The sequence below is a fragment of the Nostoc sp. genome, assembly GCF_036917515.1.
Lineage (GTDB): Bacteria > Cyanobacteriota > Cyanobacteriia > Cyanobacteriales > Nostocaceae > Nostoc.
In genome coordinates this window covers 1-24,423 of sequence record NZ_JBALDE010000260.1, presented here as the reverse complement: position 1 = coordinate 24,423, position 24,423 = coordinate 1, and the positions used below count along the sequence as shown (strand labels likewise).

General features: G+C 45.5%; 21 protein-coding genes. 20 read left to right on the top strand and 1 reads right to left on the bottom strand.

Annotation, left to right across the window (positions count from 1 at the left end):
• Nucleotides 1-971: 971 nt before the first annotated feature.
• Complete coding sequence (locus V7K89_RS33465; RefSeq protein WP_335195095.1) at nucleotides 972-1,898, bottom strand: AraC family transcriptional regulator; 927 nt, start codon at nucleotides 1,896-1,898, stop codon at nucleotides 972-974.
• Between the two features lie 106 nt (nucleotides 1,899-2,004).
• On the opposite strand from V7K89_RS33465, the gene V7K89_RS33460 reads away from it, so the two are divergent.
• The 20 genes from V7K89_RS33460 to V7K89_RS33365 all read left to right on the top strand — a co-directional run bounded on the left by V7K89_RS33460 (nucleotide 2,005) and on the right by V7K89_RS33365 (nucleotide 24,376).
• The gene (locus tag V7K89_RS33460) at nucleotides 2,005-2,172 is read left to right on the top strand and encodes an SDR family oxidoreductase (protein WP_335195093.1); all 168 of its coding nucleotides are present in this window, start codon (nucleotides 2,005-2,007) and stop codon (nucleotides 2,170-2,172) included.
• A gap of 43 nt (nucleotides 2,173-2,215) precedes the next feature.
• A complete protein-coding gene (locus V7K89_RS33455) occupies nucleotides 2,216-2,617 on the top strand; it encodes a GlcG/HbpS family heme-binding protein (protein WP_335195091.1) in 402 nt (133 codons plus the stop codon).
• 33 nt (nucleotides 2,618-2,650) lie between these two features.
• Entirely contained in the window at nucleotides 2,651-3,454 is an 804-nt protein-coding gene (locus tag V7K89_RS33450) for an SDR family oxidoreductase (protein WP_335195089.1), read from the top strand.
• A 114-nt stretch (nucleotides 3,455-3,568) separates the two neighbouring features.
• Complete coding sequence (locus V7K89_RS33445; protein ID WP_335195087.1) at nucleotides 3,569-4,180, top strand: nuclear transport factor 2 family protein; 612 nt, start codon at nucleotides 3,569-3,571, stop codon at nucleotides 4,178-4,180.
• A gap of 703 nt (nucleotides 4,181-4,883) precedes the next feature.
• Nucleotides 4,884-10,835 carry an AAA family ATPase gene (locus V7K89_RS33440; RefSeq protein WP_335195085.1) on the top strand — a complete coding sequence of 1,984 codons (5,952 nt, stop codon included), beginning with the start codon at nucleotides 4,884-4,886 and terminating at the stop codon, nucleotides 10,833-10,835.
• Between the two features lie 8 nt (nucleotides 10,836-10,843).
• Complete coding sequence (locus V7K89_RS33435) at nucleotides 10,844-11,473, top strand: response regulator transcription factor (protein WP_335195097.1); 630 nt, start codon at nucleotides 10,844-10,846, stop codon at nucleotides 11,471-11,473.
• A 411-nt stretch (nucleotides 11,474-11,884) separates the two neighbouring features.
• Complete coding sequence (locus V7K89_RS33430) at nucleotides 11,885-12,442, top strand: DsbA family protein (protein ID WP_335195083.1); 558 nt, start codon at nucleotides 11,885-11,887, stop codon at nucleotides 12,440-12,442.
• Between the two features lie 114 nt (nucleotides 12,443-12,556).
• A complete protein-coding gene (locus V7K89_RS33425; protein ID WP_335195081.1) occupies nucleotides 12,557-13,369 on the top strand; it encodes an alpha/beta fold hydrolase in 813 nt (270 codons plus the stop codon).
• Nucleotides 13,370-13,590: 221 nt separating this feature from the next.
• Nucleotides 13,591-15,168, top strand: coding sequence for a GMC family oxidoreductase (locus V7K89_RS33420; protein ID WP_335195079.1), 1,578 nt, complete (start codon nucleotides 13,591-13,593; stop codon nucleotides 15,166-15,168).
• 77 nt (nucleotides 15,169-15,245) lie between these two features.
• Complete coding sequence (locus V7K89_RS33415) at nucleotides 15,246-15,677, top strand: cupin domain-containing protein (protein ID WP_335195077.1); 432 nt, start codon at nucleotides 15,246-15,248, stop codon at nucleotides 15,675-15,677.
• Between the two features lie 100 nt (nucleotides 15,678-15,777).
• Nucleotides 15,778-16,203: a hypothetical protein gene (locus tag V7K89_RS33410; RefSeq protein ID WP_335195075.1), complete on the top strand. Its 426-nt coding sequence runs from the start codon at nucleotides 15,778-15,780 to the stop codon at nucleotides 16,201-16,203.
• Between the two features lie 173 nt (nucleotides 16,204-16,376).
• Complete coding sequence (locus V7K89_RS33405; protein WP_335195073.1) at nucleotides 16,377-17,126, top strand: SDR family oxidoreductase; 750 nt, start codon at nucleotides 16,377-16,379, stop codon at nucleotides 17,124-17,126.
• A gap of 47 nt (nucleotides 17,127-17,173) precedes the next feature.
• Nucleotides 17,174-17,563, top strand: a complete 390-nt coding sequence (locus V7K89_RS33400; RefSeq protein ID WP_335195071.1) for a DUF302 domain-containing protein — start codon at nucleotides 17,174-17,176, stop codon at nucleotides 17,561-17,563.
• A 74-nt stretch (nucleotides 17,564-17,637) separates the two neighbouring features.
• Nucleotides 17,638-18,288 (top strand): MOSC domain-containing protein, encoded by a 651-nt coding sequence (locus V7K89_RS33395; RefSeq protein ID WP_335195069.1) that lies wholly within the window; start codon nucleotides 17,638-17,640, stop codon nucleotides 18,286-18,288.
• A 48-nt stretch (nucleotides 18,289-18,336) separates the two neighbouring features.
• Complete coding sequence (locus V7K89_RS33390; protein ID WP_335195067.1) at nucleotides 18,337-19,536, top strand: permease; 1,200 nt, start codon at nucleotides 18,337-18,339, stop codon at nucleotides 19,534-19,536.
• A gap of 154 nt (nucleotides 19,537-19,690) precedes the next feature.
• Nucleotides 19,691-20,560 (top strand): alpha/beta fold hydrolase, encoded by an 870-nt coding sequence (locus V7K89_RS33385; RefSeq protein WP_335195065.1) that lies wholly within the window; start codon nucleotides 19,691-19,693, stop codon nucleotides 20,558-20,560.
• Nucleotides 20,561-20,718: 158 nt separating this feature from the next.
• Entirely contained in the window at nucleotides 20,719-21,144 is a 426-nt protein-coding gene (locus V7K89_RS33380) for an alpha/beta fold hydrolase (protein ID WP_335195063.1), read from the top strand.
• 128 nt (nucleotides 21,145-21,272) lie between these two features.
• The gene (locus V7K89_RS33375; protein ID WP_335195061.1) at nucleotides 21,273-22,268 is read left to right on the top strand and encodes an alpha/beta hydrolase; all 996 of its coding nucleotides are present in this window, start codon (nucleotides 21,273-21,275) and stop codon (nucleotides 22,266-22,268) included.
• Between the two features lie 352 nt (nucleotides 22,269-22,620).
• Nucleotides 22,621-23,739 (top strand): alpha/beta fold hydrolase, encoded by a 1,119-nt coding sequence (locus tag V7K89_RS33370; protein ID WP_335195059.1) that lies wholly within the window; start codon nucleotides 22,621-22,623, stop codon nucleotides 23,737-23,739.
• A 385-nt stretch (nucleotides 23,740-24,124) separates the two neighbouring features.
• Nucleotides 24,125-24,376 (top strand): isochorismatase family protein, encoded by a 252-nt coding sequence (locus V7K89_RS33365; RefSeq protein WP_335195057.1) that lies wholly within the window; start codon nucleotides 24,125-24,127, stop codon nucleotides 24,374-24,376.
• Nucleotides 24,377-24,423 lie beyond the last annotated feature (47 nt).

Sequence of the window (24,423 nt, the reverse complement as noted above, 5' to 3'; positions counted from 1 at the left end):
CACAGTTATTGTCAATAAGCTTCATTTTTTTGAGAGGGTTTTTTACTTCAATCCCTTTACCTGTAACACTTTTACGATTATTGTCGCCCCTTCAACCAAGTATCCTTACAACCTTTACAAGTAGTTTTGATAACTAAATGCGTAGTTGAGAAACTTTGATTTAGCTCAGTGGAATTTGAGCTTAAGTTCAAAGATATTTTTAAAGCCCAACTTCCACTAGGAATCATGATTAAACAAGAACCTGCTTTTTGGGAATGTAAATTCTATTAATATCTTTACCGTAAATCTTTTTAGATTTACCATTCTTGAAAGCATTGCCAACTTGGTCAGGTTTGCAAACAACCATACTGGTCGGAACATTTTTTAAGACTTTGGTATATTTTCAATATTTGCTCTTACACTTGGCTGATTTATTAGCTTTACTTATGTTATAAGGATAACTCAGCAATTTTACACTGATATTTAAAATCACTATTAAAAAAAACACTTAGTCAGCTATTCCTTGTACAGCGATCGCAAAACTTTTCGGTCTACTGACTGTCATAATTTTCTCAGCTATAGACAGCATTCGTATAGTCTCCCATAATTCGCAAGTTATAATCGCGAATTATTTTTCCTTTCTTTTGTCTTCTTGCCGAATTGGGATGCTCCCGGTGCGTCTTTGTTGGAGACTCACGTTAAGTTATATTTCTCTATTTGGAGTCCAATTCAGTTCAAATACTTATTGTACTTGCATTACAAGCTTTTTTATTCAAATAACGATTCTGTAACCTTTTTATTTACAAAACTTTACTTTTGATAATTTTCAGTTACTTCTCTTCAGAATTTTGATTAATTTATATTGCTTTTAGGACAATGGCGCAAGCGCCCGCCGTGGGCGATCGCCTACTTGTAGATTCTTGGTTTCAATTGCCCAAACTTCTGCTATATCTACTTTCTACACTTTCACTCTTTTGTTAAGAAAGATGTGACTAATGGATAGCTGTGCGTAAATGTCCTATATCCTTAATAGGTGGCGCACCGAACATACGGGAATATTCACGGCTGAACTGTGATGTACTCTCATACCCAACTTGATAAGCCGCATTGGTTGCATCGGCGTTTTCAATAAGCATCAGACGACGTGCTTCCATCAACCTCAACTGTTTTTGATATTGCAGCGGACTCATTGAGGTGATTGCCTTGAAATGACGATGAAATGATGCAGGAGACATGTTCGCTTGCTGAGCTAGATCATCAACCCGCAATAATTTTGTAAAATCTGCTTTGATCAGTTTGATCACTTTTGCAACGCGCTGCATATTACTTCCGAATGTCCCAATCTGGCGAACTGCTTCATCTTGTTCACTAATTAAAAGGCGGTAATAGATTTCGCGAATAATCATGGGTGCCAGGAATGAAATATCCTGTGGCGTATCCAGAAGCCGTGTCAGTCTGATGGCGCAATCAATCAACGATGCATCAGCATCACTAACGAAAAAGCCTCTCACCGAGTTTTCTTTTTTGTCCGTGCTGCGCTGGATTTGGTCAATAATGTCCCAAAGTTGAGTCGCGTCCAGCCTCAGCTTGACTCCTAAATACGGCTCGTCTGGTGTTGCTTCTACAATCAATCCACTGAGCGGCAAATCCACTGTGACAACGATATATTGAGCTGCACCGTAATGATACGTTTCCTTGCCCAGTAAAGTTTCTTTTTTGCCCTGAAGAATAATACAAAGCGTTGGTTCATACACAGCGCAGAGTGCTGTAGGAGCAGTAGATTCCCACATAAATTCTAACTGCTCAACGGCGGTTGCATGGATACCGTTTCCCTTCCCATTCGTGTGCCGAGCCACTAATGTTGCCAATTCTCGACAGAAGTTGATCGCTGTACCCCGCTTCAGTGCTTCAATCACCATACTGGATTTCTACACATATCTAACCGAGCTTATGCGCTCATTATAGAGGATATTTACTCTTGCCAATCTTCAATTTGAGAGAATTAGGCAATAATGTGCGAAATTTATGTATTTTGAACAATCGACCGAGATCATCGAGCGTTTGAGCAAACTCGCGCCGCTCGAACGGCTTGGCCAGCTGGGGGACATTGCAAATGTCGTCACGTTCCTGGCCAGCCCGGACGGTGCCTGGGTTAATGATCAGGTACTGCGCGCCAATAGCGGCATAGTCTGAAGAGCACAATCTTTGCAAACATTTTGATCCTAAGGAGACCCCAATGCTCACGTCCCGTCAAGCACACACTATCATCACCGCCGGCGAAACCAGGGCTGCCGCCATGGGTGTGTCTGTCAATATCGCCGTGCTCGACGCCAGTGCGCGCCTAAAGGCCTTCAGTCGAATGGACGGCGCCGTTCTCGGCTCGATCGACGTCGCAATCAAGAAGGCCTCAACTGCCGCCCTATTTCAAACGTCCAGTGAGGCCGTCTGGGATTATTGCAAGCCGGACGCACCAGCCCATGCGCTCGAACACACCAATGGCGGACTCGCTCCCTTCGCTGGCGGTCTCCCCTTGAAAGGGGTCGATGGCGAGATGCTGGGCGCGATCAGCGTGTCCGGCGGCGCTGTGGCTCAGGATCTCAAGATTGCTGAAGCTGGCGTATCCGCAATCAATACCTAAGCACTGTCCATCATCAAAAAGAAAAGAACACCCATGTCCAAGACTATTCTTATCACTGGGGCCGGTTCTGGCTTCGGCGAAGCTGCTGGCATTGGCCTTGCCCAGAAGGGACACGACGTCATCGCAACGGCGCAGATTTCCCCACAGGTCGCCGCGCTGCGGCGCAAGGCGGCTGAACTTGGATTGAGCAATCTCCGTGTCGAGAAACTTGACCTGTTCGACTCGTATGATGTTGCCCGTGCACACACCTGGGAGGTCGATGTGCTTTGGAACAACGCCGGACTTGGCGAAAGCGGACCAGTTTCTGAGATCCCGCTCGATCTCGTTCGGCGCAATTACGAGGTCAATGTCTTCCTGCCACTCACGCTCACCCAGGGCTTCCTCAAGAAGTGGGTTATGAGTAAGAAGCCAGCCAAGATCGTCTTCACCTCCTCGATGGGGGGGTTGTTCACGCCGGCTAATTGGGGCGTCTATGTCTCGACCAAACATGCGCTGGAATCGATCGCCGAAGCGATGCAGCAGGAGCTAGCCGCCTGCGGAATCAAGGTCCAGACGATCAACCCTGGCGCCTACTACACTGGCTACAACGAAACTATGGCTGACACCGCGTTCCGCTGGCTGGATGACGCTAATAACTTCACCAAGCGTGCAGACCTGCGCAAGGCCTTCGACAACTTCCTGGAGGCACCTAATGGACATCTGGATGCCCAAGAGATGATCGACTGCATGATCGAGATCGTGCCGGCCGACACGGGTAAGTTCCGTAATGTTGTGCCGAAGGACACCGAGGAAATGCTGAAGGCTCACCAACTTGCCGCCTGGGAGAACCAAATCTAGCCCACATACTCCGCTAACATTCTCCTGGTCTTGGCTGGTGGAATTCATGAATTAGAAAGGCAAACGAACCAATGAGCAAAATTCCCTAGAGGATGACGGACGATATCTACGATAATGTTCAAAATCAGCTACCCACTGAAGGTCAAGATAATTGCCCGTCCTGCTCAGCGGGAGGTCCTCACGACAATTTCATTCTGTACCCTGATGAACGGAAATTCTCTCATACCGAAAACAATCGTGGCGCTCATTGTCTTCCTAATTCTGATCTCCGGAAGTGCTGTCATGGTCGAGTCAAAAGACGAAATCGAAGCGCGCAACAAGGCGATCGTCCAGGCTAGCTTTGTAGCCTGGACAGCAGGCACCGGAAGCCCGTTCGACCTTTTGGCGGACGACGTAACCTGGACAATTGTCGGCAACTCGGTCGTCTCCAAAACCTATCCTACCCGCGATGCCTTCATGCATGAGGTCATCCAACCGTTCAATGCCCGCATGCGCATCGGTCTCAAACCGACGATCCGCAACATCTACGCTGACGGCAATACGGTCATCATTTTCTTCGACGCCAGCGGCACGGCTCGTGACGGTAAGCCATACGTCAACACCTATGCCTGGTTCTTCGATATGCGTGACAAGAAGGTAGTCAAAGCATCTGCCTTCTTCGACAGCGTTGAGTTCAACGAGTTCTGGCAGCGTGTCTTCCCAAAGACGCCTGGAAACTCGGAATAAGAATCGTGAATCGTAATATCTCACTAATCGAGAAGAATCCCATGAACAATTGAGCACCGTTTAACGCCATCAAAACTGAGCGGTGTCGATTTCATGAAGAGTGGAACTACCGGATTATGCCGTGGGAAATTGCTTAGTGGGACTTAGACAAAAATTAACTAGAAAAAGACCTCAAATATATATACAGAATAACTTTGACATCGATTTGACTAATTTCTTGATATATTTAGCTTTCCAGCATTGATAATATAAATTTATTTCAACGCTGAAACCCTTGTTTTCTCGTTAAGCAGCTACTTGGTAACTTCAGTAAACCGAAAAGTTTTGCGATCGCTTGCCTAGAGGGAGTGAAGGTAGAGTGTATTGACAAAATGTACTTTATCTTGACCTCTCACGGATGGACTGTGACCCTTTTATGTGGCTGACTTTTCACGGTATGTGGACTCATGAGCGAGGGTGTGGGGTATAAGGTGTAGTAAGACTTTCTTATTTTCTTTACACCCTATCCCTAGCCTTGATAAGGGTTTTGGTACTTCCCGTAAAAAGTTAGTTTTTGTGGGAACCGAGAGGAAGGAACCTCAGGAGGAAACAACTCTTCAGTAAAATATACTACTGCTTCTACGCACAAGTTTCACGTCGCGCATCTCGGCTTAGTACCATATAATTTGCAGTATGCTTATGTCCTACCTCAGGAGAGAGTTGGATGATTACCCTGCCTGGAGTTGCCATTCAAAGCAAAATCTATGAGAGTTCGGCCTCTTTAGTGTATCGAGGCATCCGAGTGCAAGATGGTCAGGCAATCGTCGTCAAAATGCTCAAGCAAGATTATCCCTCACCTCAAGAAATTAAGCGCTATAGACAGGAGTATGCCATTACCTACTCTTTGAACATAGAAGGTGTAATCAAGGCCTACAGCCAGGAGGATTACCAACGTACGCTGGTCATCCTCCTTGAAGATTTTGGCGCAGAGTCCTTAGACTACTGGATGCGGCAGCACCCAAAGATTTTCTGCCCGATGCCTGTATCCACTTTTCTTTTGCTTGCTATCAAGCTCACACAAATTCTAGGTGAGATCCATGCCGCGAATATTATTCATAAGGACATTAATCCTGGGAATATTATTCTCAATCCTAATACGGGCGTGGTCAAGATTATTGACTTTGGGATTGCCACTCAATTTAACCGCAGCAATCCAACCTTCACAAGCCCTCATGTTTTAGAAGGAACCCTTGCCTACCTATCGCCAGAGCAGACCGGACGAATGAACCGTTTGCTCGATTACCGCACCGATTTCTATTCGCTCGGTGTGACGTTCTACCAATTGCTCACTGGGAAAGAGCCGTTCGCAACAAGGGATATCCTGGAGCTAGTGCATTGTCATATTGCTAAACAGCCGATTCCACCGTGTGAAATTAGGGGTGTGGTGGATGATTCATCACCGATTAACAGTGCAATTCTTAAAGATGTTTCAGACATTGTGATGAAATTGATGGCGAAAAATGCAGAAGATCGCTATCAAAGCGCCTGGGGCATCAAAGCAGATTTAGAACTTTGTGCAGCCCAACTTACACAAACAGGGCAAATTGGCAATATCCAACTGGGTCTACAAGATGTTTGCGATCGCTTTCACATTCCCCAGAAGTTGTATGGACGAGAAGCAGAGATTGCAGCATTATTAACAGCATTTGAGAGAGTGGCAGGAATAGGAAATGAGAAAAATACTCAATGCAATATTGAGATGATGTTGGTGTCTGGTTATACTGGCATTGGTAAATCAGCCTTAGTACATGAACTCTACAAACCCATTACGGCAAAGCGTGGTTATTTCACCTCGGGTAAGTTTGACCAATTTGGGCGCAATATTCCCTACAGCGCGATTGTGGATGCACTACGAAAACTGGTGCAGCAGTTGTTGAGCGAACCTGATGAGCGGGTGCAACAATGGCGATCGCAATTTCTCACCGCATTAGGCAGCAACGGACAACTGATCGTTGATGTGATTCCCGAAGTAGAACTGATTATTGGCAAGCAACCACCCATAGCAGAAGTTGGAGCAACTGAGGCACAAAATCGGTTTAACCTTGTCTTTCAGAAGTTCATTCGAGCCTGCTGTTCTCCTGAGCATCCTCTGGTCATCTTTCTGGATGATTTGCAATGGGTAGACTCTGCTACGCTTAAGCTTATCGAGTTAATTTTGAGCGATCATGGCATACAAGCCCTGCTTTTAATTGGAGCTTATCGGGATCGCGAAGTCACTCAAACACATTCGCTGATTGCAACCTTAGAGAAGCTAAAGCAGGAAACTGTTACTATTAGTCAGATAATGTTAGCTCCGCTAGAACTAGGGGCGGTGGCTCAACTGATTGCTGAAACCTTGCATACGCATACTGAGTTGATTGCACCTTTAGCAGAACTGATATGGCGCAAAGCAAACGGCAATCCCTACTTCACCAATGAATTTATCAAAGCGCTTTACATTGAAGGTCTCATCGTTTTCGACATTAATCAATTATGCTGGCAATGGGACATTACTCATATCAAAGCCAAAAATATTACCGACAATGTAGTAGAGTTGATCATCGGAAAGCTGAAACAATTTCCAGAGCAAACTCAACAGATTTTATCCTTAGCTGCTTGTGTTGGTGCTGAGTTTGATTTAGCAACACTCTCAGTTATCTGTGAACGACCAGCAGTTGAAATTTTTGCAGAACTCACAACCGTAATTCAGTCAGAGTTGCTTCTTGCAACCTCAGAGTTAGATGAAAATCTGCTAATTCAGAATTACAAGTTTTCGCACGATCGCGTTCAGCAAGCAGCTTACGAGCTAATTGATGAGTCAAATAAACAAATAGTTCATCTTCAAATTGGTCGCAATTTGCTTAAAGAAGCGTTGGCAGCTTGTCTATCAGATCGACTGTTTGAAATTGTGGATCATCTCAATCATGGGATCGAACTGATTACTAATCAAGCAGAACGAGATGAAATTGCCAGATTGAATATGTTGGCAGGTCAGAGAGCAAAAGCAGCGATCGCTTATGGTACAGCACAAAACTATTTGGCAATGGGTAGAGCGTGGCTGGCATCTAGCTGGCAAACCAACTATGACCTGGCTTTAGAGTTATATACAGAAACAACAGAAGTTGCATATTTGTGTGGTGAGTTTGAAAATGTAGAACACTGGGCAGAGGCTGTTTTGCAGGACACTAAAACAGTTCTCGATAGCGTGAAAGTTTACGAAGTCAAAATTCAAACTGCCATTGCACAGGGTCAGCTATTAGATGCAATCCATACAGCATTGCAGGTGTTGCAGCAACTAGGAATCAGGTTTCCCAAAACACCGAATCAATCAGATATAGCGCTTGAACTCAATGCCATTACATCTCGTTTTAATCAAAAAGCGATTCAGGATCTATTTCACCTGCCAGAAATGGTCGATCCACAGAAGCTTGCAGCAATGCGAATTCTATCAAGAATAACGCTTGTTGCTTATCATTTAACATCCGATCTAGCCCCTCTACTCGTACTTAAGCAGGTCAACCTGTCGATTCAGTACGGCAATACGTTTGTGTCTCCCTTTGCATACGCCAACTTGGGATTAATTTTTTGTGGAATGCTGGGAAAAATTAAGGCTGGCTACGAGTTTGGGCAGCTTGCATTGAGGCTATTATCCAATCTGGATATCCGTTCACTGAAAGCGAGAACATTGTTTATCGTCACTAACTTCATCATCCATTGGCAGGAGCATATTAGAGAAACATCAAAGCCATTTCTGGAGGCATATCAGTGTGGCTTAGAAACTGGAGATTTAGAGTTCGCTGCCTATAGCGCTTTTACTTACTGCCTCCAATCTTTCTTTGTTGGCAAGGAACTATTGGAAGTTGAACGCGAGATGGCGACATACAGTGAAGCAATCTACCAAATTAACCAGAGAACATCACTGACTTGGATTCAAATATTTCGACAATCTGTTTTGAATTTAATCGGGCGATCAATCAATCCATTATGTCTTGTTGGGGAATCTTACAATGAGGAAAAAAGACCAGCACACCACGAAACGGATGGAGTTATACTCTTTCTAGTGCATCTCAATAAACTTATCCTGTGTTACTTATTCTCTGAGTACACTCAAGCATTTGAGAATGCAATTGTGGCGGAACATTATCTAATCCGTGTTGCTGCAACACATCACGTTCCGTTGTTCTACTTCTATAGAGTGTTAGCAAGACTTGCAGTGTATTCTGAAAGCGACACTCAAGTACAGCAAGAAATTCTCAAAGAAATTGCGGTTAGCCAGGAGAAAATGCGGCTATGGGCAGATCACGCGCCTATGAATTATTTGCATAAATACCATTTGGTACAAGCAGAGACTGCACGAGTTTTGGGTCAGTTGCTTGAGGCAGAAGAGTTTTATGAGCAAGCAATTCAGGGAGGAAAGGAAAATGAATATATCCAAGAAGAAGCATTAGCCTATGAGTTAGCCGCCAAGTTTTATCTGGCGCGTGGTCGAGAAAAGTTTGCCCAGATCTACATGAAAGAAGCTCACTACTGCTATCAACGCTGGGGAGCAACGGCAAAGGTCAACGATTTAGAGACTCGTTATCCACAGTTTTTCCCTAACTCGCTGGCTATAGCTAACACACCAATTCGCACCACTACTGGAACTACCTTAAATACCCCATCCATTGCTTTCGATTTAGCAACGGTAATGAAGACATCTCAAGCGATTTCGAGTGAAATTGAACTGGATCGATTACTCCATTCCTTGATGCAGATATTAATTGAGAATGCAGGTGCCCAAACCGGATGCTTGCTTTTGGAAAATGCAGGCGAATGGAAAATCGAGGCTGCTTGTGAACTTAATCAGGGTGAGCAGGTTTGTACTACACGAGTAATGCGATCAATGCCAATGGCAGATCGCTTACCTAAATCAATTATTCAGTATGCGATCAGAACGCATGAATCAGTCATCTTAAATAATGCAACTCATGAAGGTAATTTTATCAATGAACTATATATTCAATGCCACCAAACCCAATCTATCCTTTGCTTGCCACTATTAAATCAAAGTAAGCTCGTCGGTGTGTTGTATCTAGAAAATCAATTAGCAACTGGGGTATTTACACCTGAGCGATCGCAACTTCTGAATCTTCTATCAACTCAGGCAGCGATCGCGATTGAAAATGCCAAGCTCTACTCAAACCTACGCAAGAGTGAAAGTAGAATAGCTCAATTTCTAGAAGCAGTTCCAGTAGCTATTGCAGTATTGGATGCAAAGGGTCATCCTTATTACGCCAATCAACGGAGAATTCAGCTAGTGGGCAAAGGTGTCGATCCTGCCGTAACACCAGATCGGTTTGCAGAGGTTTATCAGTTTTATCGAGCGGGAACAAATGAAATATATCCAAGTGACCAATTGCCAATTGTCCGTGCTTTAAGCGGTGAACGTACCACGGTTGGTGATATGGAAATTCGCCGCAACGACATAACTATTCCAATTGAAGCATGGGGAACTCCAGTTTTTGACGAACAGGGTGAGGTGGCTTATGCAATCGTAGCTTTTCAAGACATTACAGAGCGTATACGAGCCGAGAAACTGTTAACCGAATACAACCTTACCCTGGAACTTCAGGTGGCAGAACGAACGGCAGCTTTACAGCAAAGCGAAGCAGAGCTGCGCGCTCAAGAACAGGAATTACGATTGATTGCCGACGCTCTACCAGTTCTGATCAGCTATGTAGATGCCAATCGGTGTTATCAATTCATCAACCGTACTTATGAGGTTTGGTTTAACCGTAGCCGCAATGAAATTCTGGGCAACCCTGTTTGCCAACTTCTCGGTGAGGCGGTTTATCAACGGGTTGAACCATACATTAATCAAGTATTTGAAGGGCAAACTGTATCTCTAGAAGCAGAAATCCCTTTTCCGCTTGGTAAGCGGTGCATCAGCGCGACCTTGATCCCTGATTTCGATGACAATGCTCAAGTCAGAGGCTTCTACAGTCTGATCACAGATATTAGCGATCGCAAACTCGCTGAAGCAGCTTCCATTCTGGAAGAACGCAACCGGATGGCGCGAGAAATTCATGATACACTCGCTCAATCCTTCACAGGTATTCTGCTTCAGGTTGGAGCAGCAACACAAGTGCTGACGGACGATCTGGAAGCAACCCAAGTACATCTGGAAATGATTGAGGAACTAGCACGCGCTGGGCTGGCAGGGGCACGGCGATCCGTATCAGCACTCCGTCCGCGGCTACTAGAAGAAGGTAATTTAGAGAGTGCCCTGCATCGTATTGTGGCTCAAATGCGGTCGACGACCGACACGGCTGTGATTTGTGAAACTCAGGGTACAGCTTATTCTTTACCAACCGAAGTGGAGAATAACTTACTCAGAATTGGGCAGGAAGCATTAACTAATGCGATTAAATACGCTTGTGCCAGCGAAATTCGGGTTGAGTTAGTGTACAACGAGACACAGTGCATCTTACGGATCAAAGACGATGGAAGAGGTTTTGGAGTGGGTTGCATTCCTTTGAGCGGTGGGTTTGGCTTATTAGGAATGAGCGAACGGGCAGAGCACATTGGCGCACAATTATCGATTCAAAGCCAACCAGGACAGGGGGCAGAAATTATTATCACTATTGATCGAGGATGAGAGTTATGATGAATCAATCTACTACGATCCGCGTTCTGATCGTTGATGACCACGCTATTGTCAGAAATGGATTGGCAACAATCATTAACCGCGATCCAGAAATGACAGCGATCGCTCAAGCTGAAAATGGACAGCAGGCGATTGACGTGTTTCGAGAACACCAACCTGATGTCACACTAATGGATTTACGAATGCCCAAAATGGGAGGTGTTGAAGCCATTATGGCAATTTGTGCTGAATTTAGGCAGGCTCGAATCGCAGTACTCACGACCTACGATAGTGATGAAGACATCTATCGCGGCTTGCAGGCGGGCGCTCAAGGCTATCTGCTTAAGGATGCTAAACCTGGCGAGCTTTTAAATGCGATTCGCGCGATTCATAATGGTCAGAAATATATTCCGCCAGAAGTGGGCGCAAAATTATTGCAGCGAATGAGCAATCCAGAACTGAGTGAACGAGAGTTGGAAGTGCTGCGTTTGATGGCACAAGGAATGAGTAATCAGGAAATTGGGACTGCTTTGAGTATTGGTGAAAGCACTGTTAAATCGCATGTGAATCGCATTTTGAGCAAACTGGGAGTGAGCGATCGCACACAAGCCGTGATTACTGCTGTTAAGCGTGGGATTGTCAGTTTGTAAGTGGAGAAAAAGGGGAAAGGAAAGTGAACCTTTACAAAGAAGGCAGGAGTTATAAGTATAAATTATAACTTTAGCTCTGGATCTAAAGCCAATTAAAAAGATAAATAATTATACTGTTATTAACTTAGAGCAAGGTATAAAACGTCTACAGCCTAAGTCTTACTCTTTTAAGGGTGGGTTCCTCCTGCCTCCTGCCTCCTCAACTTTTCCCCTTTAGATTGGCTTTAGACTCCAACTCAAGTTGGAGACAACCTTCCACTGCCAGATGGACAGGTTTATCCATCACTCGATTGTACAAAAATGTCAACCCAGAGTGGACGACAACAGACGGTCAATTCTCTATATTGAATCCATAGCGATGTTGATGCAGTTGGTTTGTGAGGCTTAAGTTTGCTTAATACAAACCGAAAGATGACTTACAACCGTGATAATCGTTCTCTATTCGTTCCGCCTTCAACCCAGGATCATATCCAAGGTGTACTGAATGCTGCTGTAGTATTCGTCATGTATGGAGATTATGAATGTTTTCAAAGTGCCAACGTCTATCGATTGATTAAAGTTGCTCTACAGCAATTGAAGGTTTCGTTTGGAGAAAATAATTTAGGTTTTATCTTCCGTCATTTTCCTCAGGTACAGATTCATCCACATGCTCAACGGGCAGCAGAAGCCGCAAAAGCAGCAGCGGCTCAAGGGCAGTTTTGGCAAATGCATGAGATATTGTTCATTTATCAACAAGAGTTGGGAAATGGCTATCTAGTGGAGTATGCCAATCGTTCAGGACTTGATATTTCTCAATTTTTGCAGGATTTATCCAAGGGAGCGTATGTCAATCGGATCAATGCGGATATCGAAGGTGGACTGCGAAGTGGAGTGGAGGCTGCACCCGCTTTGTTTATTAATGGAATTCGCTATCTTGATCGCTGGACTGTTGAGCAGATAATGGCAGCCGTTGTTGCTACAAATGATTAAGGTCTTTGATGCTTATCCCAACAAATATTTCAGCGGGGAGTATTTCATAACTTTTATACGGACAACAAGAACTAGAGATTTCAGCAATTTAGCAAGAATACAGAGGCGATCGCAATGATGGTTTTTACATGGAAAAAAGTTCAAAAATTGTTGCTGTGGTTATTTGCATTAAGTGTTGTCGTTGGCATATCAATGCATCCAACATCAGCCACCTCCAAGGAATTACCTCAAGCGTCCAACTCTAAACCTGCGATCGTTCTCGTTCATGGGGCTTTTGCTGATGGTACATCATGGCAACACGTTATTCCATTGTTGGAGCAAGATGGCTATAGAGTGACCGCTGTGCAGATTCCGCTCACCTCGCTTGCTGATGATGTAGCAACGACGAAGCGGGTAATTGACAATCAAAAAGGTTCCGTTGTTTTGGTCGGACATTCCTATGGTGGAAATGTGATTACGGGTGCAGCAGCTAGCAATCCACAGGTGAAAGCTCTGGTTTATGTTAATGCTTTCGCCCCAGATATTGGTGAAAAGACGAGTGATTTGAATAAAAAGTATGCAGCACCTCCGATTAGCAAGGCGATCATACCTGATGCTGCAAACTTTCTCTATATTGATCGCGGCAAGTTTCACGAATTTTTTGCCCAGGACGTATCGAAGGCTGAGGCACGAGTGATGGCAGCAACCCAAAAGCCGATCGCCAGCGCCGCGTTTGAGCAATCATTGAATGAAATCGCCTGGAAAACGATTCCTTCTTGGTTTATCGTGACTCAAAGCGATCGCGCCATCAACCCTGAACTTCAACGATTTATGGCTAAACGGATTAATGCTAAGACAACCGAAGTTAACTCCAGTCATCTTCCTTTTATCTCTCATCCAAAAGAGGTTGCCAAAGTGATTGAAGCAGCAAGTACTGCTGTGAAGTAATCCTAATTTAACGATTTGTTAGTCAGCCAAGTCCTGCGAACCAATAAGACACAAGTTTGGTTTATGGCAGAATATTTGCTGGATACACCATTGATACGCAGTTAAATTCAGCAGATCGGATGTTGTAAATGAATAACTAACAGTGTTTCAGCAATCACTCTTTAAATCAGTTTATTCTTGACTCCATTTATCCATTGTAGATAACAGAGGAAGAGAACTTTATGACCAATTATGACTACATTGTAATCGGTGCAGGTTCGGCAGGTTGTGTGATTGCCAATCGTCTAACCGAAGACAGTGACACAACTGTGTTACTCCTTGAAGCGGGCAACCCAGCTACAAAACCAGAAATTCAAATTCCGGCGCAATGCTTTAGCCTAATAGGCTCTGAAGTTGATTGGAGTTACTTTTCTGAGCCGGAACCCTACCTGAATGACCGCAAAATGTTTTGTTCCCGTGGCAAAGTTTTGGGGGGCAGCAGTTCGATTAATTTCATGATGTATGTCCGGGGCAATCCTCAAGATTATGATCGCTGGCAGTCATTAGGAAATCCCGGTTGGAGTTATCAGGAGGTCTTGCCCTATTTCAAGAAATCGGAGCATCAGCAGCGAGGCGCGTCAGAATTTCACGGAGTTGATGGGGAGTTGAGCGTTACCGATTTAATGTCCCCTGCTGTGGTTTCCCAACGCTTTGTAGATGCCTGTATGTCAATGGGATACGACTACAATCCTGATTTTAATGGTGTACAGCAAGAAGGAGTAGGACTCTATCAATTGACGGTCAAGGATGGTAAACGGCACAGTGCTGCGGCTGCTTTTCTTCTACCCATTCTCCATCGTCCGAATTTGACTGTAACGACAGGGGCATTAGTGACAAGATTGCTGGTTGAGAGCACTCGCTGTGTGGGAGTGGAATATCTGCGTGAAGGTACGCTTCATCAGGTGAGAGTCAACCAGGAAGTGATTTTAAGTGCAGGTGCGTTTGATTCGCCCAAACTACTAATGCTTTCTGGAATTGGTACTGCCGAACACCTGCAAGCAATGGGAATTTCTGTCGTTGCAGATTTGCCGGGTGTCGGTCAAAACCTTCAGGATCACATTCTCACTTGTGTCGTTCAAGAAACTACTCAAGATATACACCCCGCCATCACCAGTAATGGAGTCGAAGCTGGATTATTTTTGCATAGCGAGGGGAATGTGGAGGCTGCACCCGATTTGCAGTTCTTCTTCGGGCCGATTCAATTCTTGTCACCTGGTTATACTCCCGCTGATTTTGGATTTACGGGTGCAGTCTCCCTTACCAGTCTGCAAAATATTGGCAGCGTCAGTTTAGGATCGCCTGACCCCAAAGATCCACCAACCATTCGGATGAATTATCTACAAAGTCAAGCCGATGTCCAAAAGTTGGTTAAGGGAGTTAAATTAATCCGCCAATTGATTCAGACCAGTGCCTTTGATGATTTTCATGGTGAGGAGATTGCCCCGGGTTCCCACGTTCAGAGTGATGCAGCACTCGAAGCTTACATTCGGGACACTTGCAGCACTGTATGGCATCCGGTTGGCACTTGCAAAATGGGCATTGACTCAATGGCAGTGGTCGATCCTCAACTACGAGTACATGAAATCCAAGGTCTTCGTGTTGTTGATGCATCAATCATGCCAACAATTACTACAGGCAATACAAATGCACCCACTATCATGATTGCTGAGAAGGCAGCAGATTTAATTAAAGCACAGCGTACCTCGCAAAGTGTTCCCAACAAGCTTAATGTTCAAAATTTGTCACACTTGTCTACCTAGAAACGGCATAAACGCCTGCTTTACCTAAGCTGCAAGCTTGAGCGTTCATAACACAATTCATTAGAAGAAGTACTTCCATGACAAAATCATTCTGGCTTCTTAATAACTACCTTACTATCGTCGCCGATCACACCACAACTGACGGTAAATATGACCTGATTGAGGGCTATTTCCCTCCTGGTGCGCAGACTCCACCCCATCGCCATACACGCTATTCAGAACAACTCTATGTGTTGGAAGGAGAGTTCACTGTCTGGGTTGATAAGAATAAGGTTGTGCTAGGCGCAGGTGAAAGTGCCTTCATTCCGATGGGCACACCCCATGTTGTTGCTGCACTCAGCGATCAACCAGTTCGCGGGTTAGTCGTTGCTGCGCCCAGTGCCTTTGCTCGCCTAATTGAAGCAACAGGGACACTAAACCAGAATGAGGCACCTGACATGGAATTGTTCAATCGCATCTCTAGCGAAATTGGCGACGAAATTCTGGGTGCGCCCGGAGATTTACCCTAAGACTTCAGGTATAAGTACTCCAACACAATTGATTACACAAACTTTTTTCTGACTCCTGCCTTCACGAATGAATTTAATTTTGTCCGACTACTTATCCTAAATGACTAGCAACACGACGACTGACATCAAAATGCAGAAATGGACTCAAGCCTTCGCCGATAAGTTGGAAAGCTCATTCGCGGACGCTTTTGCGGACAACGTTATTCTTGAAGCCAGTGTGCTTGTCCGCCCGATCGAGGGGCGGGATTGTGTAAAAAGTGTTATGGCTACCGCCAGCAAAGTTTACGAGGCGCTCACTTTCACTCGTCAAGTCGAGAGCGCTCAACAAACATATCTGGAGTGGGAAGCGAAAGCGTTCGGCGGACAGTCCCTTTCTGGTGTGACAATCCTGATCAAGAACCCAGATGGTCTAATTGTCCATATTGCTATCCATCATCGTCCCCTCGGTGCAGTGCTCCGCTTCTCGATTGAGATGGGCGAACGTCTTAAGGGCAAGATCCCGCCGGACTATTTCTACAAAGGATAGGGGTTAGCAGCTGTTTGTCGATGGCGGTATGGCACAGATTTGAGCGCTACTTAACTTGAAACGTTACCCAAAAGTTAGCGCGACTAGCTTAATTGCTAAAACCTGTGGACTAGGTACAGCCTCATCATTGTGCAAAAATTACATTTAAACCCAATAATCAGAGGATTAATATAATGGGAAAATTAGAAGGAAAAATCGCCCTGGTCACGGGTGGCAATAGTGGTATCGGTCTTGCCACAGCCAAACAGTTTGTTGCTGAAGGTGCTTATGTCTACATCACAGGTCGTCGCCAAGCCGAACTGGATGCTGCTGTAGAAGCCATTGGTAAAAATGTTACGGCTGTGCAGAGCGATGTTTCTAATCTGGCAGACCTCGATCGCCTGTTTGCCACCATCAAGCAAGAGCAAGGACACCTCGATATCATCTTCGCCAATGCTGGCGGTGGAGAAATTGCCCCACTTGGAGCAATCACTGAGGAACACTTTAACAAAACATTCAACATAAACGTCAAAGGTTTACTGTTCACTGTACAAAAGGCACTGCCACTGTTACCAGAGGGCGCTTCTATTATTCTGAATGCTTCGACTACTTCTATAAAAGGTACGCCAGCTTTCAGTGTTTACAGCGCTACCAAAGCCGCCGTGCGATCGTTTGCCCGCAATTGGATACTCGACCTCAAAGAGCGCAAGATTCGAGTGAATGCCATTAGCCCTGGTGTGGTTCCGACTCCTGGTTACGATCTTTTGGGACTGAATGACCAGCAGTTGCAAGAATTCGTGGATACCCAAGCCAGCGTTATCCCACTGGGAAGAGTCGGCAAACCCGATGAGATTGCCAAAGCCGTTGTCTTTCTTGCTTCAGCCGACAGCAGCTTTGTGAACGGCATTGAGTTGTTTGTCGATGGCGGTATGGCACAGATTTGAAGTGCCGTGAAGTATCCACCACCAAAACCGTTGAGGAGTTCGGTGTTATGAATGCAAATAACGGCATCATCAGTCAGCCCAGCCCATATTCAGTAACCGAAACCATCGATCGCTTAGAAGCTATCCTTCAGGCAAAAGGTATCACCATTTTTGCCCGCATCGATCAACGAGCTGAAGCCAAAAAAGTTGGCCTCAGCCTGCGTCCAACACAGTTATTGCTATTTGGCAACCCTAAAGCCGGAACACCGCTCATGGTGGCAGAACCGACGATCGCTCTGGATTTACCCCTAAAAGTACTGGCATGGGAAGCGGTTGACGGCAAGGTGTGGCTGAGTTACAACGATTCTGATTACCTAAAACAGCGGTTCTCTCTCTCCGATGAATTGGTTAAAAACATCGCTGTGATTACACCTTTAATTAATCAAGCACTCCAATAAATAACTCATTCATTTTTTCGATATCCCATGTTGGCTGCCGTAATTGAATGCAATTCAAAACTTTGGAGCTAAAGATGAAACTCATCTCTGTCAACGTAGGACTTCCGCGTGAAGTGACTTGGAAAGGGAAAATAGTTACAACTGGAATTTTCAAAGAGCCAGTTAGCGATCGCGTGATGGTGCGATCGCTCAATTTAGACGGCGATCGCCAAGCGGATCTCACCGTTCATGGTGGAGTGGACAAAGCCGTATATGTCTATCCTTTTGAGCATTATGACTACTGGCGAAGCGAATTGCCTGACACAGAGTTAACACTTGGTATCTTTGGTGAAAATTTCACAGTCACAGGATTGAGAGAAGAAGAATTGAACATTGGCGATCGCTTCAAAATCGGCAGTGTGGAACTAATGGTGACTCAACCGCGCTTACCCTGCTACAAACTAGGGATTCGCTTTGGGCGATCGGATATGGTGAAACGATTTGTCGCCAGTCGTCGCAGCAGATTTTACTTTCGGGTTTTGCAAGAGGGCGAAGTTGGAGTCGGAGACACTTTAGAGTTGATCGGCCGGGATGACAACAATGTTACTGTTGCTAATATCATTCAGCTTTATATGCATGAGCAAAACAACCCAGAGTTACTGCACCGTGCCGCGCAACTAGAAGCGTTACCTGCAAGTTGGCGAGACTATTTCCAGGAGCAGATCCGCCGTTCGGATGTGATATAGATCAACCCGAATGAACAATCGCATTTCACTATCATCGACCGACCAACTATGGACAGTATTAATCTATTTACAAATCCGATCGGCGCGATCGCTCATGCTCTCTGGATGGCGTTCAACATGTTTTGGGAGATTTTGTGGACATTAATTCTGGGATTTACCCTATCCGCGATTATTCAGGCTGTGGTATCAAAGTCTGAAATGGTACGGCTCATGCCCGATGATACGACTGGATCGATTGCCAGAGCCTGTGGTTTAGGTGCAGCCTCGTCATCTTGCTCCTATGCAGCGGTTGCGATCGCCCGATCCATTGTTCGTAAAGGTGGCAATTTTACTGCTGCGATGGTCTTTCAATTTGCCTCGACCAATTTAGTGATTGAGCTTGGTATCCTTCTTGTATTGCTGATGGGTTGGCAATTCACCCTGGCTGAGTTTATTGGTGGATGTTTGATGATTGCAATTCTTGTTTGGCTGTTTCGCCTCTTTTTAAAGCCAAAGCTGGTACAGAAAGCAGTACGACGGGCAGAGCAGGGATTGCAAGGCAGGATGGAAGGTCATGCTGATATGGATATGTCAGTCACAGAGGGTTCGCTTTGGCAGCGCATCTTCTCCCGTCAGGGATTCACCGCTATCAGTCAATACTTTGTGATGGATTGGGCTTCGGTCTGGCAAGACATTCTGCTTGGATTGCTGATTGCTGGGGCATTAGATGTTTGGGTGTCAAAAGACTTTTGGAAAGCTTTTTTCTTGTCTGACCACCCAATCTTAGCCGCAATTTGGGGACCGATTGTGGGTCCAATTGTGGCGATCGTGTCATTTGTTTGTTCGGTTGGTAATGTGCCTTTAGCAGCAGTACTGTGGAATGGTGGCATTAGCTTTGGTGGCGTAGTAGCATTTATCTTTGCTGACCTAATTGTGCTGCCGATTCTTGACATTTACCGTAAATACTACGGGATGAAAATGAGTGTATTTTTGCTAGCAACCTTTTATGCTGCAATCGCAAGCGCCGCCTTTATCATCGAATTACTTTTTCAAACGTTACATCTGATCCCGTCGCAACGAAATGCACAAGTATTAGAGGCTAGCATTCACTTCAACTACACAACGGTACTGAACATTCTATTTTTAATCTGGACAGCAATTCTGTTGCAACGTTTTCTTCAGACTGGTGGACTTGATATGCTGCGGATGATGAATCATCCTGAACGTGCAATGGCACACTCTCACCACCATCACCATGATCGGATGTAAGGTTTTGCACAAACGTCTTCACTATTTCTGATTCGGTTGAACGAGTAATCATTGATTTTCAATTTAGAAATATCGCTCAATGCCCGGTTTTATTAAGTGACAATTTGACCTAGTGTCATAACGTACAACTTCATTCTGAACAAGGAGTAATCCCATGACTACATATCGCACCGTTTCTATCGATGGTTTAGACATCTTTTACCGCGAAGCGGGTTCCCGTGATAATCCAACTATTCTGCTATTGCACGGCTTCCCAACCTCGTCTCACATGTTCCGCAATCTCATACCAGCACTTGCTGATAAATTCCATCTTGTTGCGCCTGACTATCCGGGTTACGGCAATAGTTCGATGCCAACTGTAAATGAATTTGACTACACGTTTGATCGCTTGGCTGAGATTGTAGAGAAATTCATTGCCGCAATCGATCTCAAAAAGTACAGCCTTTATGTGATGGATTATGGTGCTCCCATTGGCTATCGGATTGCGGCTAAATATCCAGAGCGCGTGCAAACTCTGATTGTTCAAAATGGTAATGCCTACGAGGAAGGTCTGCGCGAATTCTGGGAACCAATTAAGGCATACTGGCAAGAGCGATCGCCTGAGAATGCTGAAAAGCTCAAACATCTTTTCACTCTAGAAGCAACGAAGTGGCAATATACCAACGGTGTTCATAATTTAGAATCAATTAGTCCCGATACCTGGACGGTGGATCAACATTTCCTCGATCGCCCCGGAAACAAAGAGATTCAACTGGCGCTGTTTTATAGCTATGGCACCAATCCACCGCTCTATCCCCAATGGCAAGAGTATTTCCGTCAATATCAACCTCCGACCCTGATTGTTTGGGGCAAGAACGACTACATCTTTCCTGCTGACGGTGCTTATCCTTACCAGCGTGATTTAAAAGACGTTGACTTCCATCTACTCGATACCGGACATTTTGCCCTGGAAGAGGATGGGGATGCGATCGCAAACTATATCGATCAATTTCTCATATCACGACTGCAATCCGTTCTCGCCTGATCGGTGGAAATGATGGATTATCTCAGCATGGCTCATGCTCAGGTATAAACGTTTGAATAAACAGAATCAACTATAGCAATAAGGCTTTTCACCCAGTCCCCGGTCCCCAGCTATATTTCTGATTCTGTTAAACGATTTGAATTTAAAAGAGTAAACGCATGACCACTTATTGCACAGTATCGATCAATGGTTTAGATATCTTTTATCGCGAAGCTGGTTCTCGCGATCATCCCACGATTCTGCTATTGCACGGCTTTCCAACCTCATCCCACATGTTCCGCAATCTAATTCTGGCGTTGGCGGATCAATTCCATCTGATTGCACCTGATTATCCTGGTTTTGGCTATAGTTCCATGCCAACGGTGGATGAGTTTGATTACACCTTTGATCGCCTTGCCGAAGTGATGGCAGGCTTTGTCGATACAATCGGATTGAAACGCTATAGCCTTTATTTAATGGATTATGGCGCTCCGATTGGCTATCGATTGGCAACACAGTATCCAGAGGCGATCGCAGACCATATTCGCCGCTTTCTGACCACTCACGTTGTAGAAAATACCAAGCTAAACAGTAATAACAAATAGTTTTGGCTGGGAAACGATGTCGATAAAAGTGATTGTCATTCTACAATTACTACTTATCAAGCAGCAGTGTTAAATCAATTAACTTAACATCTCAACAAATTGTTTACAATTCATTAAAGGAGAATGTCATGGTTTCTCAAGCAAACTCGCAAGCAGCAAAAATTCTGGAAGTTGCGGACGATCCACGTCTTTCCAAAGAAACGAAGGAATTTTTGAAAGAGCTAAATTCAGCGGGTGTGGCACTGGAGAAACTCACTCCAGTCGAAGCACGTCAAGTTCTTGTGGATGCACAGGCTTCCGTTTCAGTTGACCTTTCAGGCATTGAAGAGTCTGAAAAGACAATTACTACTGAGGATTATTCAATTACCCTTAATATTGTACGACCTGAAGGGGTCAAAGGCACATTGCCTGTTTTCATCTTTATTCATGGTGGTGGTTGGGTGCTGGGTGATTACCCAACACACAAGCGCATGGTTCGCGATCTGGTTGTGCTTTCAGGGTTTGCAGGTGTCTTTGTTAACTACACTCGCACGCCAGATGCTCAATACCCACAGGCAATCAATGAGATTTATGCTGCGACCAAATGGGTTGCCGAGCATGGTGAGGAGATTGAGGTGGATGGCAAGAATCTGGCAGTCGTTGGCAACAGTGTCGGCGGTAACATGACAGCAGTAACCGCTTTGAAGGCGAAAGAAAAAGGAGGGCCACACATCAAGCTGCAAATCATGATGTGGCCCATTGTAGATGCTGATTTTGAAACGAATTCTTATCACCAATTTGGCGATCAGCGTTTTCTGACTGTACCAACGATGAAGTGGATGTATGACATGTACATCGCTGACCCAGAAAAGCGCAAAGACATCTATGCTTCTCCCCTACAGGCGACAGTTGAGCAACTCAAAGGCTTGCCTCCAGCGTTAATTGTGGTTGCAGAGAGCGATATCTTGCATGACGAGGGCACAGCCTATGGACGCAAGCTCGATGAAGCCGGGGTCGAGGTAACAACTGTGCAGTACAACGGTATGATTCATGACTTCGGACTACTGAATGGTTTAGCCGAGTTACCAGAAACCCGTTCTCTGTTTGTTCAAGCTGCTGCCCAATTGAAGAAATATCTGCAATAGGATGCGATCAATGTTTTTGGGGAAGGGAAAAGACCTCTCCTAAGAAACAAGGCAGGAGGTTCGGCAGCCCCCGTCTTGGCGGTTTCCGTCGATAGCGCAGCGTTAGCGAGTCTTCGAGCGTCTGGGGGACTGTCGAACCCGAAGGGCAGGAGGCAGGAGTAAAGAGGATTTGACTTGTTTCTTCCATCCATAACGGAAGCGAGTGCGTCCGTAAACAGCTTCCATCGCTTTGCTGCTTACCGAGTTAGCGTAGGGGAAAAGAGTAAAGCGACTGTGCTTTGTGCAATCGCCTCATTAATCAATCCAAAAAGTCATATCAAGTCCGGTTGATTAGTTATAATTCCCGTAATCTATGCAGAAATCGGAAAACCTCTTTCCCCCTGCTCCCAGCAAGAACTGCGATCTTAATGATAAGTCTTTCACCGGACACAATATCAACCCTATGCTCAGAGCAATTAAACACAACCGCCGCCGCTTTCTGGGAACGGCGGCAGCAGGCATTTTCACAGAAATGGCACTCATGGGTACCGCACACGCAAGCTTCGACAAGCCCAAACGATCTGAATTTAGGTTTACTCCCATCAAGCAGATCAAAGCGGGTGTCCTCGACATCGGTTACTACGAAGCAGGACCGAGCGATGGCTCTCCAGTGTTGCTGCTGCATGGGTTCCCGTATTCCATCGATAGCTACATTGACGTTGCACCAATGCTTGCTGCACGCGGATGTCGGGTGATTGTTCCCTACCTGCGGGGACATGGAACAACCCGTTTTCTCGACAGCGCCACACCACGCTCCGGGCAGCAAGCCGCGATCGGTGCTGATGCGATCGCCTTGATGGATGCATTGCAGCTAAACCGTGCTGTGCTTGCTGGCTATGACTGGGGTGGACGAGCCGCTTGCGTTGTTGCGGCTCTCTGGCCTGAACGATGCACAGGTCTGGTGTCTGTCAACAGCTACCTGATCCAGGATATTGCCAAGGCAGGGGTGCCACTTTCACCCGCGGTCGAATCCGGGATCTGGTATCAATACTATTTCCAGACCGAGCGCGGACACGCCGGACTGACGGCTAACAGACGTGAGATTGCGAGGATTCTCTGGACTCGCAATTCGCCCTCCTGGCACTTTGACGAGGCAACGCTCGCTCAACACGCCAGCGCCTTCGACAACCCCGATTATGTGGAGGTCGTCATTCATTCCTACCGCCATCGCCTTGGACTTGCTGCCGGCTATCCTATGTATGAGGAGCTTGAACAGCGACTTGCCGTGCAACCGACCATTACGGTGCCGACGATCACGCTGGACGGGGATGCAGATGGTGTTGTGCCAGCAACCGATAGGAAATCGATGGCAGCGAAGTTTAGCGGCGAACGTCAGCATCGGGTCATTCCAAAAGTCGGTCATAACCTGCCCCAGGAAGATCCGAAAGCATTCGCAACTGCGGTCTGGGAACTCGCATCAAAGAAACGTTAATGGCTTCTCTGGAGCGATGACTCTGCACCGCTTCACCTTCAAATGGATTGTTATCTGCCCTTTAGGCAAGGCAGAAGGGGAGAAAAAGTTTTAAGGTATGCCTTTTGCCTTGACTAAATTGGGTTTAAGACCCCCACAAAGCACTCTTTAATTAACTTATATCAGCGAACGAGTGATGCTGCGATCGCACCTTGGCGTTTTTGAAACAGCATTTAGGCAGTGGTGTCAAAGTCTGAAATGGGGTGACTACCGCCAGATAATTCGCCCACCTTGATCGCCCTGGCAACCAAGATATTCTGATTTTGAATCACTGGGAAAACGCTGCATATGGCGAGTGGTTTTTAACAAAGAGAACGGTGAAAATCAATAAGCAAGGAGAAAAACCATGAACATCAACAAGAATGACACCGCAATAGTCATTATCGATCCGCAAAACGATGTCTTGAGCGAAAAAGGGGTTTCCTGGGATTTGGTGGGTGAGAGTGTTAAGGATAACAAGACTGTCGAGAACATTGAGCGAATCTTCAAAGCCGCGAAGCAGAATGAATTCGAGGTTTTTATCTCCCCTCACTATTACTACCCCACCGACCATATAGCGGTTCTCAGTTGGGTGCAATATAGTAACAGCAGTGGGTGAACCATCCAATAATGTCTTTTTTAGTTACCGCATTCAGAGCATTTGTA

Bases quoted from the DNA above. Each gene is read 5' to 3' on its own strand.
- V7K89_RS33465 (WP_335195095.1), bottom strand. From the start codon at position 1,898: ATGGTGATTGAAGCACTGAAGCGGGGTACAGCGATCAACTTCTGTCGA.
- V7K89_RS33460 (WP_335195093.1), top strand. From the start codon at position 2,005: ATGTATTTTGAACAATCGACCGAGATCATCGAGCGTTTGAGCAAACTC.
- V7K89_RS33455 (WP_335195091.1), top strand. From the start codon at position 2,216: ATGCTCACGTCCCGTCAAGCACACACTATCATCACCGCCGGCGAAACC.
- V7K89_RS33450 (WP_335195089.1), top strand. From the start codon at position 2,651: ATGTCCAAGACTATTCTTATCACTGGGGCCGGTTCTGGCTTCGGCGAA.
- V7K89_RS33445 (WP_335195087.1), top strand. From the start codon at position 3,569: ATGTTCAAAATCAGCTACCCACTGAAGGTCAAGATAATTGCCCGTCCT.
- V7K89_RS33440 (WP_335195085.1), top strand. From the start codon at position 4,884: ATGATTACCCTGCCTGGAGTTGCCATTCAAAGCAAAATCTATGAGAGT.
- V7K89_RS33435 (WP_335195097.1), top strand. From the start codon at position 10,844: ATGAATCAATCTACTACGATCCGCGTTCTGATCGTTGATGACCACGCT.
- V7K89_RS33430 (WP_335195083.1), top strand. From the start codon at position 11,885: ATGACTTACAACCGTGATAATCGTTCTCTATTCGTTCCGCCTTCAACC.
- V7K89_RS33425 (WP_335195081.1), top strand. From the start codon at position 12,557: ATGATGGTTTTTACATGGAAAAAAGTTCAAAAATTGTTGCTGTGGTTA.
- V7K89_RS33420 (WP_335195079.1), top strand. From the start codon at position 13,591: ATGACCAATTATGACTACATTGTAATCGGTGCAGGTTCGGCAGGTTGT.
- V7K89_RS33415 (WP_335195077.1), top strand. From the start codon at position 15,246: ATGACAAAATCATTCTGGCTTCTTAATAACTACCTTACTATCGTCGCC.
- V7K89_RS33410 (WP_335195075.1), top strand. From the start codon at position 15,778: ATGACTAGCAACACGACGACTGACATCAAAATGCAGAAATGGACTCAA.
- V7K89_RS33405 (WP_335195073.1), top strand. From the start codon at position 16,377: ATGGGAAAATTAGAAGGAAAAATCGCCCTGGTCACGGGTGGCAATAGT.
- V7K89_RS33400 (WP_335195071.1), top strand. From the start codon at position 17,174: ATGAATGCAAATAACGGCATCATCAGTCAGCCCAGCCCATATTCAGTA.
- V7K89_RS33395 (WP_335195069.1), top strand. From the start codon at position 17,638: ATGAAACTCATCTCTGTCAACGTAGGACTTCCGCGTGAAGTGACTTGG.
- V7K89_RS33390 (WP_335195067.1), top strand. From the start codon at position 18,337: ATGGACAGTATTAATCTATTTACAAATCCGATCGGCGCGATCGCTCAT.
- V7K89_RS33385 (WP_335195065.1), top strand. From the start codon at position 19,691: ATGACTACATATCGCACCGTTTCTATCGATGGTTTAGACATCTTTTAC.
- V7K89_RS33380 (WP_335195063.1), top strand. From the start codon at position 20,719: ATGACCACTTATTGCACAGTATCGATCAATGGTTTAGATATCTTTTAT.
- V7K89_RS33375 (WP_335195061.1), top strand. From the start codon at position 21,273: ATGGTTTCTCAAGCAAACTCGCAAGCAGCAAAAATTCTGGAAGTTGCG.
- V7K89_RS33370 (WP_335195059.1), top strand. From the start codon at position 22,621: ATGCAGAAATCGGAAAACCTCTTTCCCCCTGCTCCCAGCAAGAACTGC.
- V7K89_RS33365 (WP_335195057.1), top strand. From the start codon at position 24,125: ATGAACATCAACAAGAATGACACCGCAATAGTCATTATCGATCCGCAA.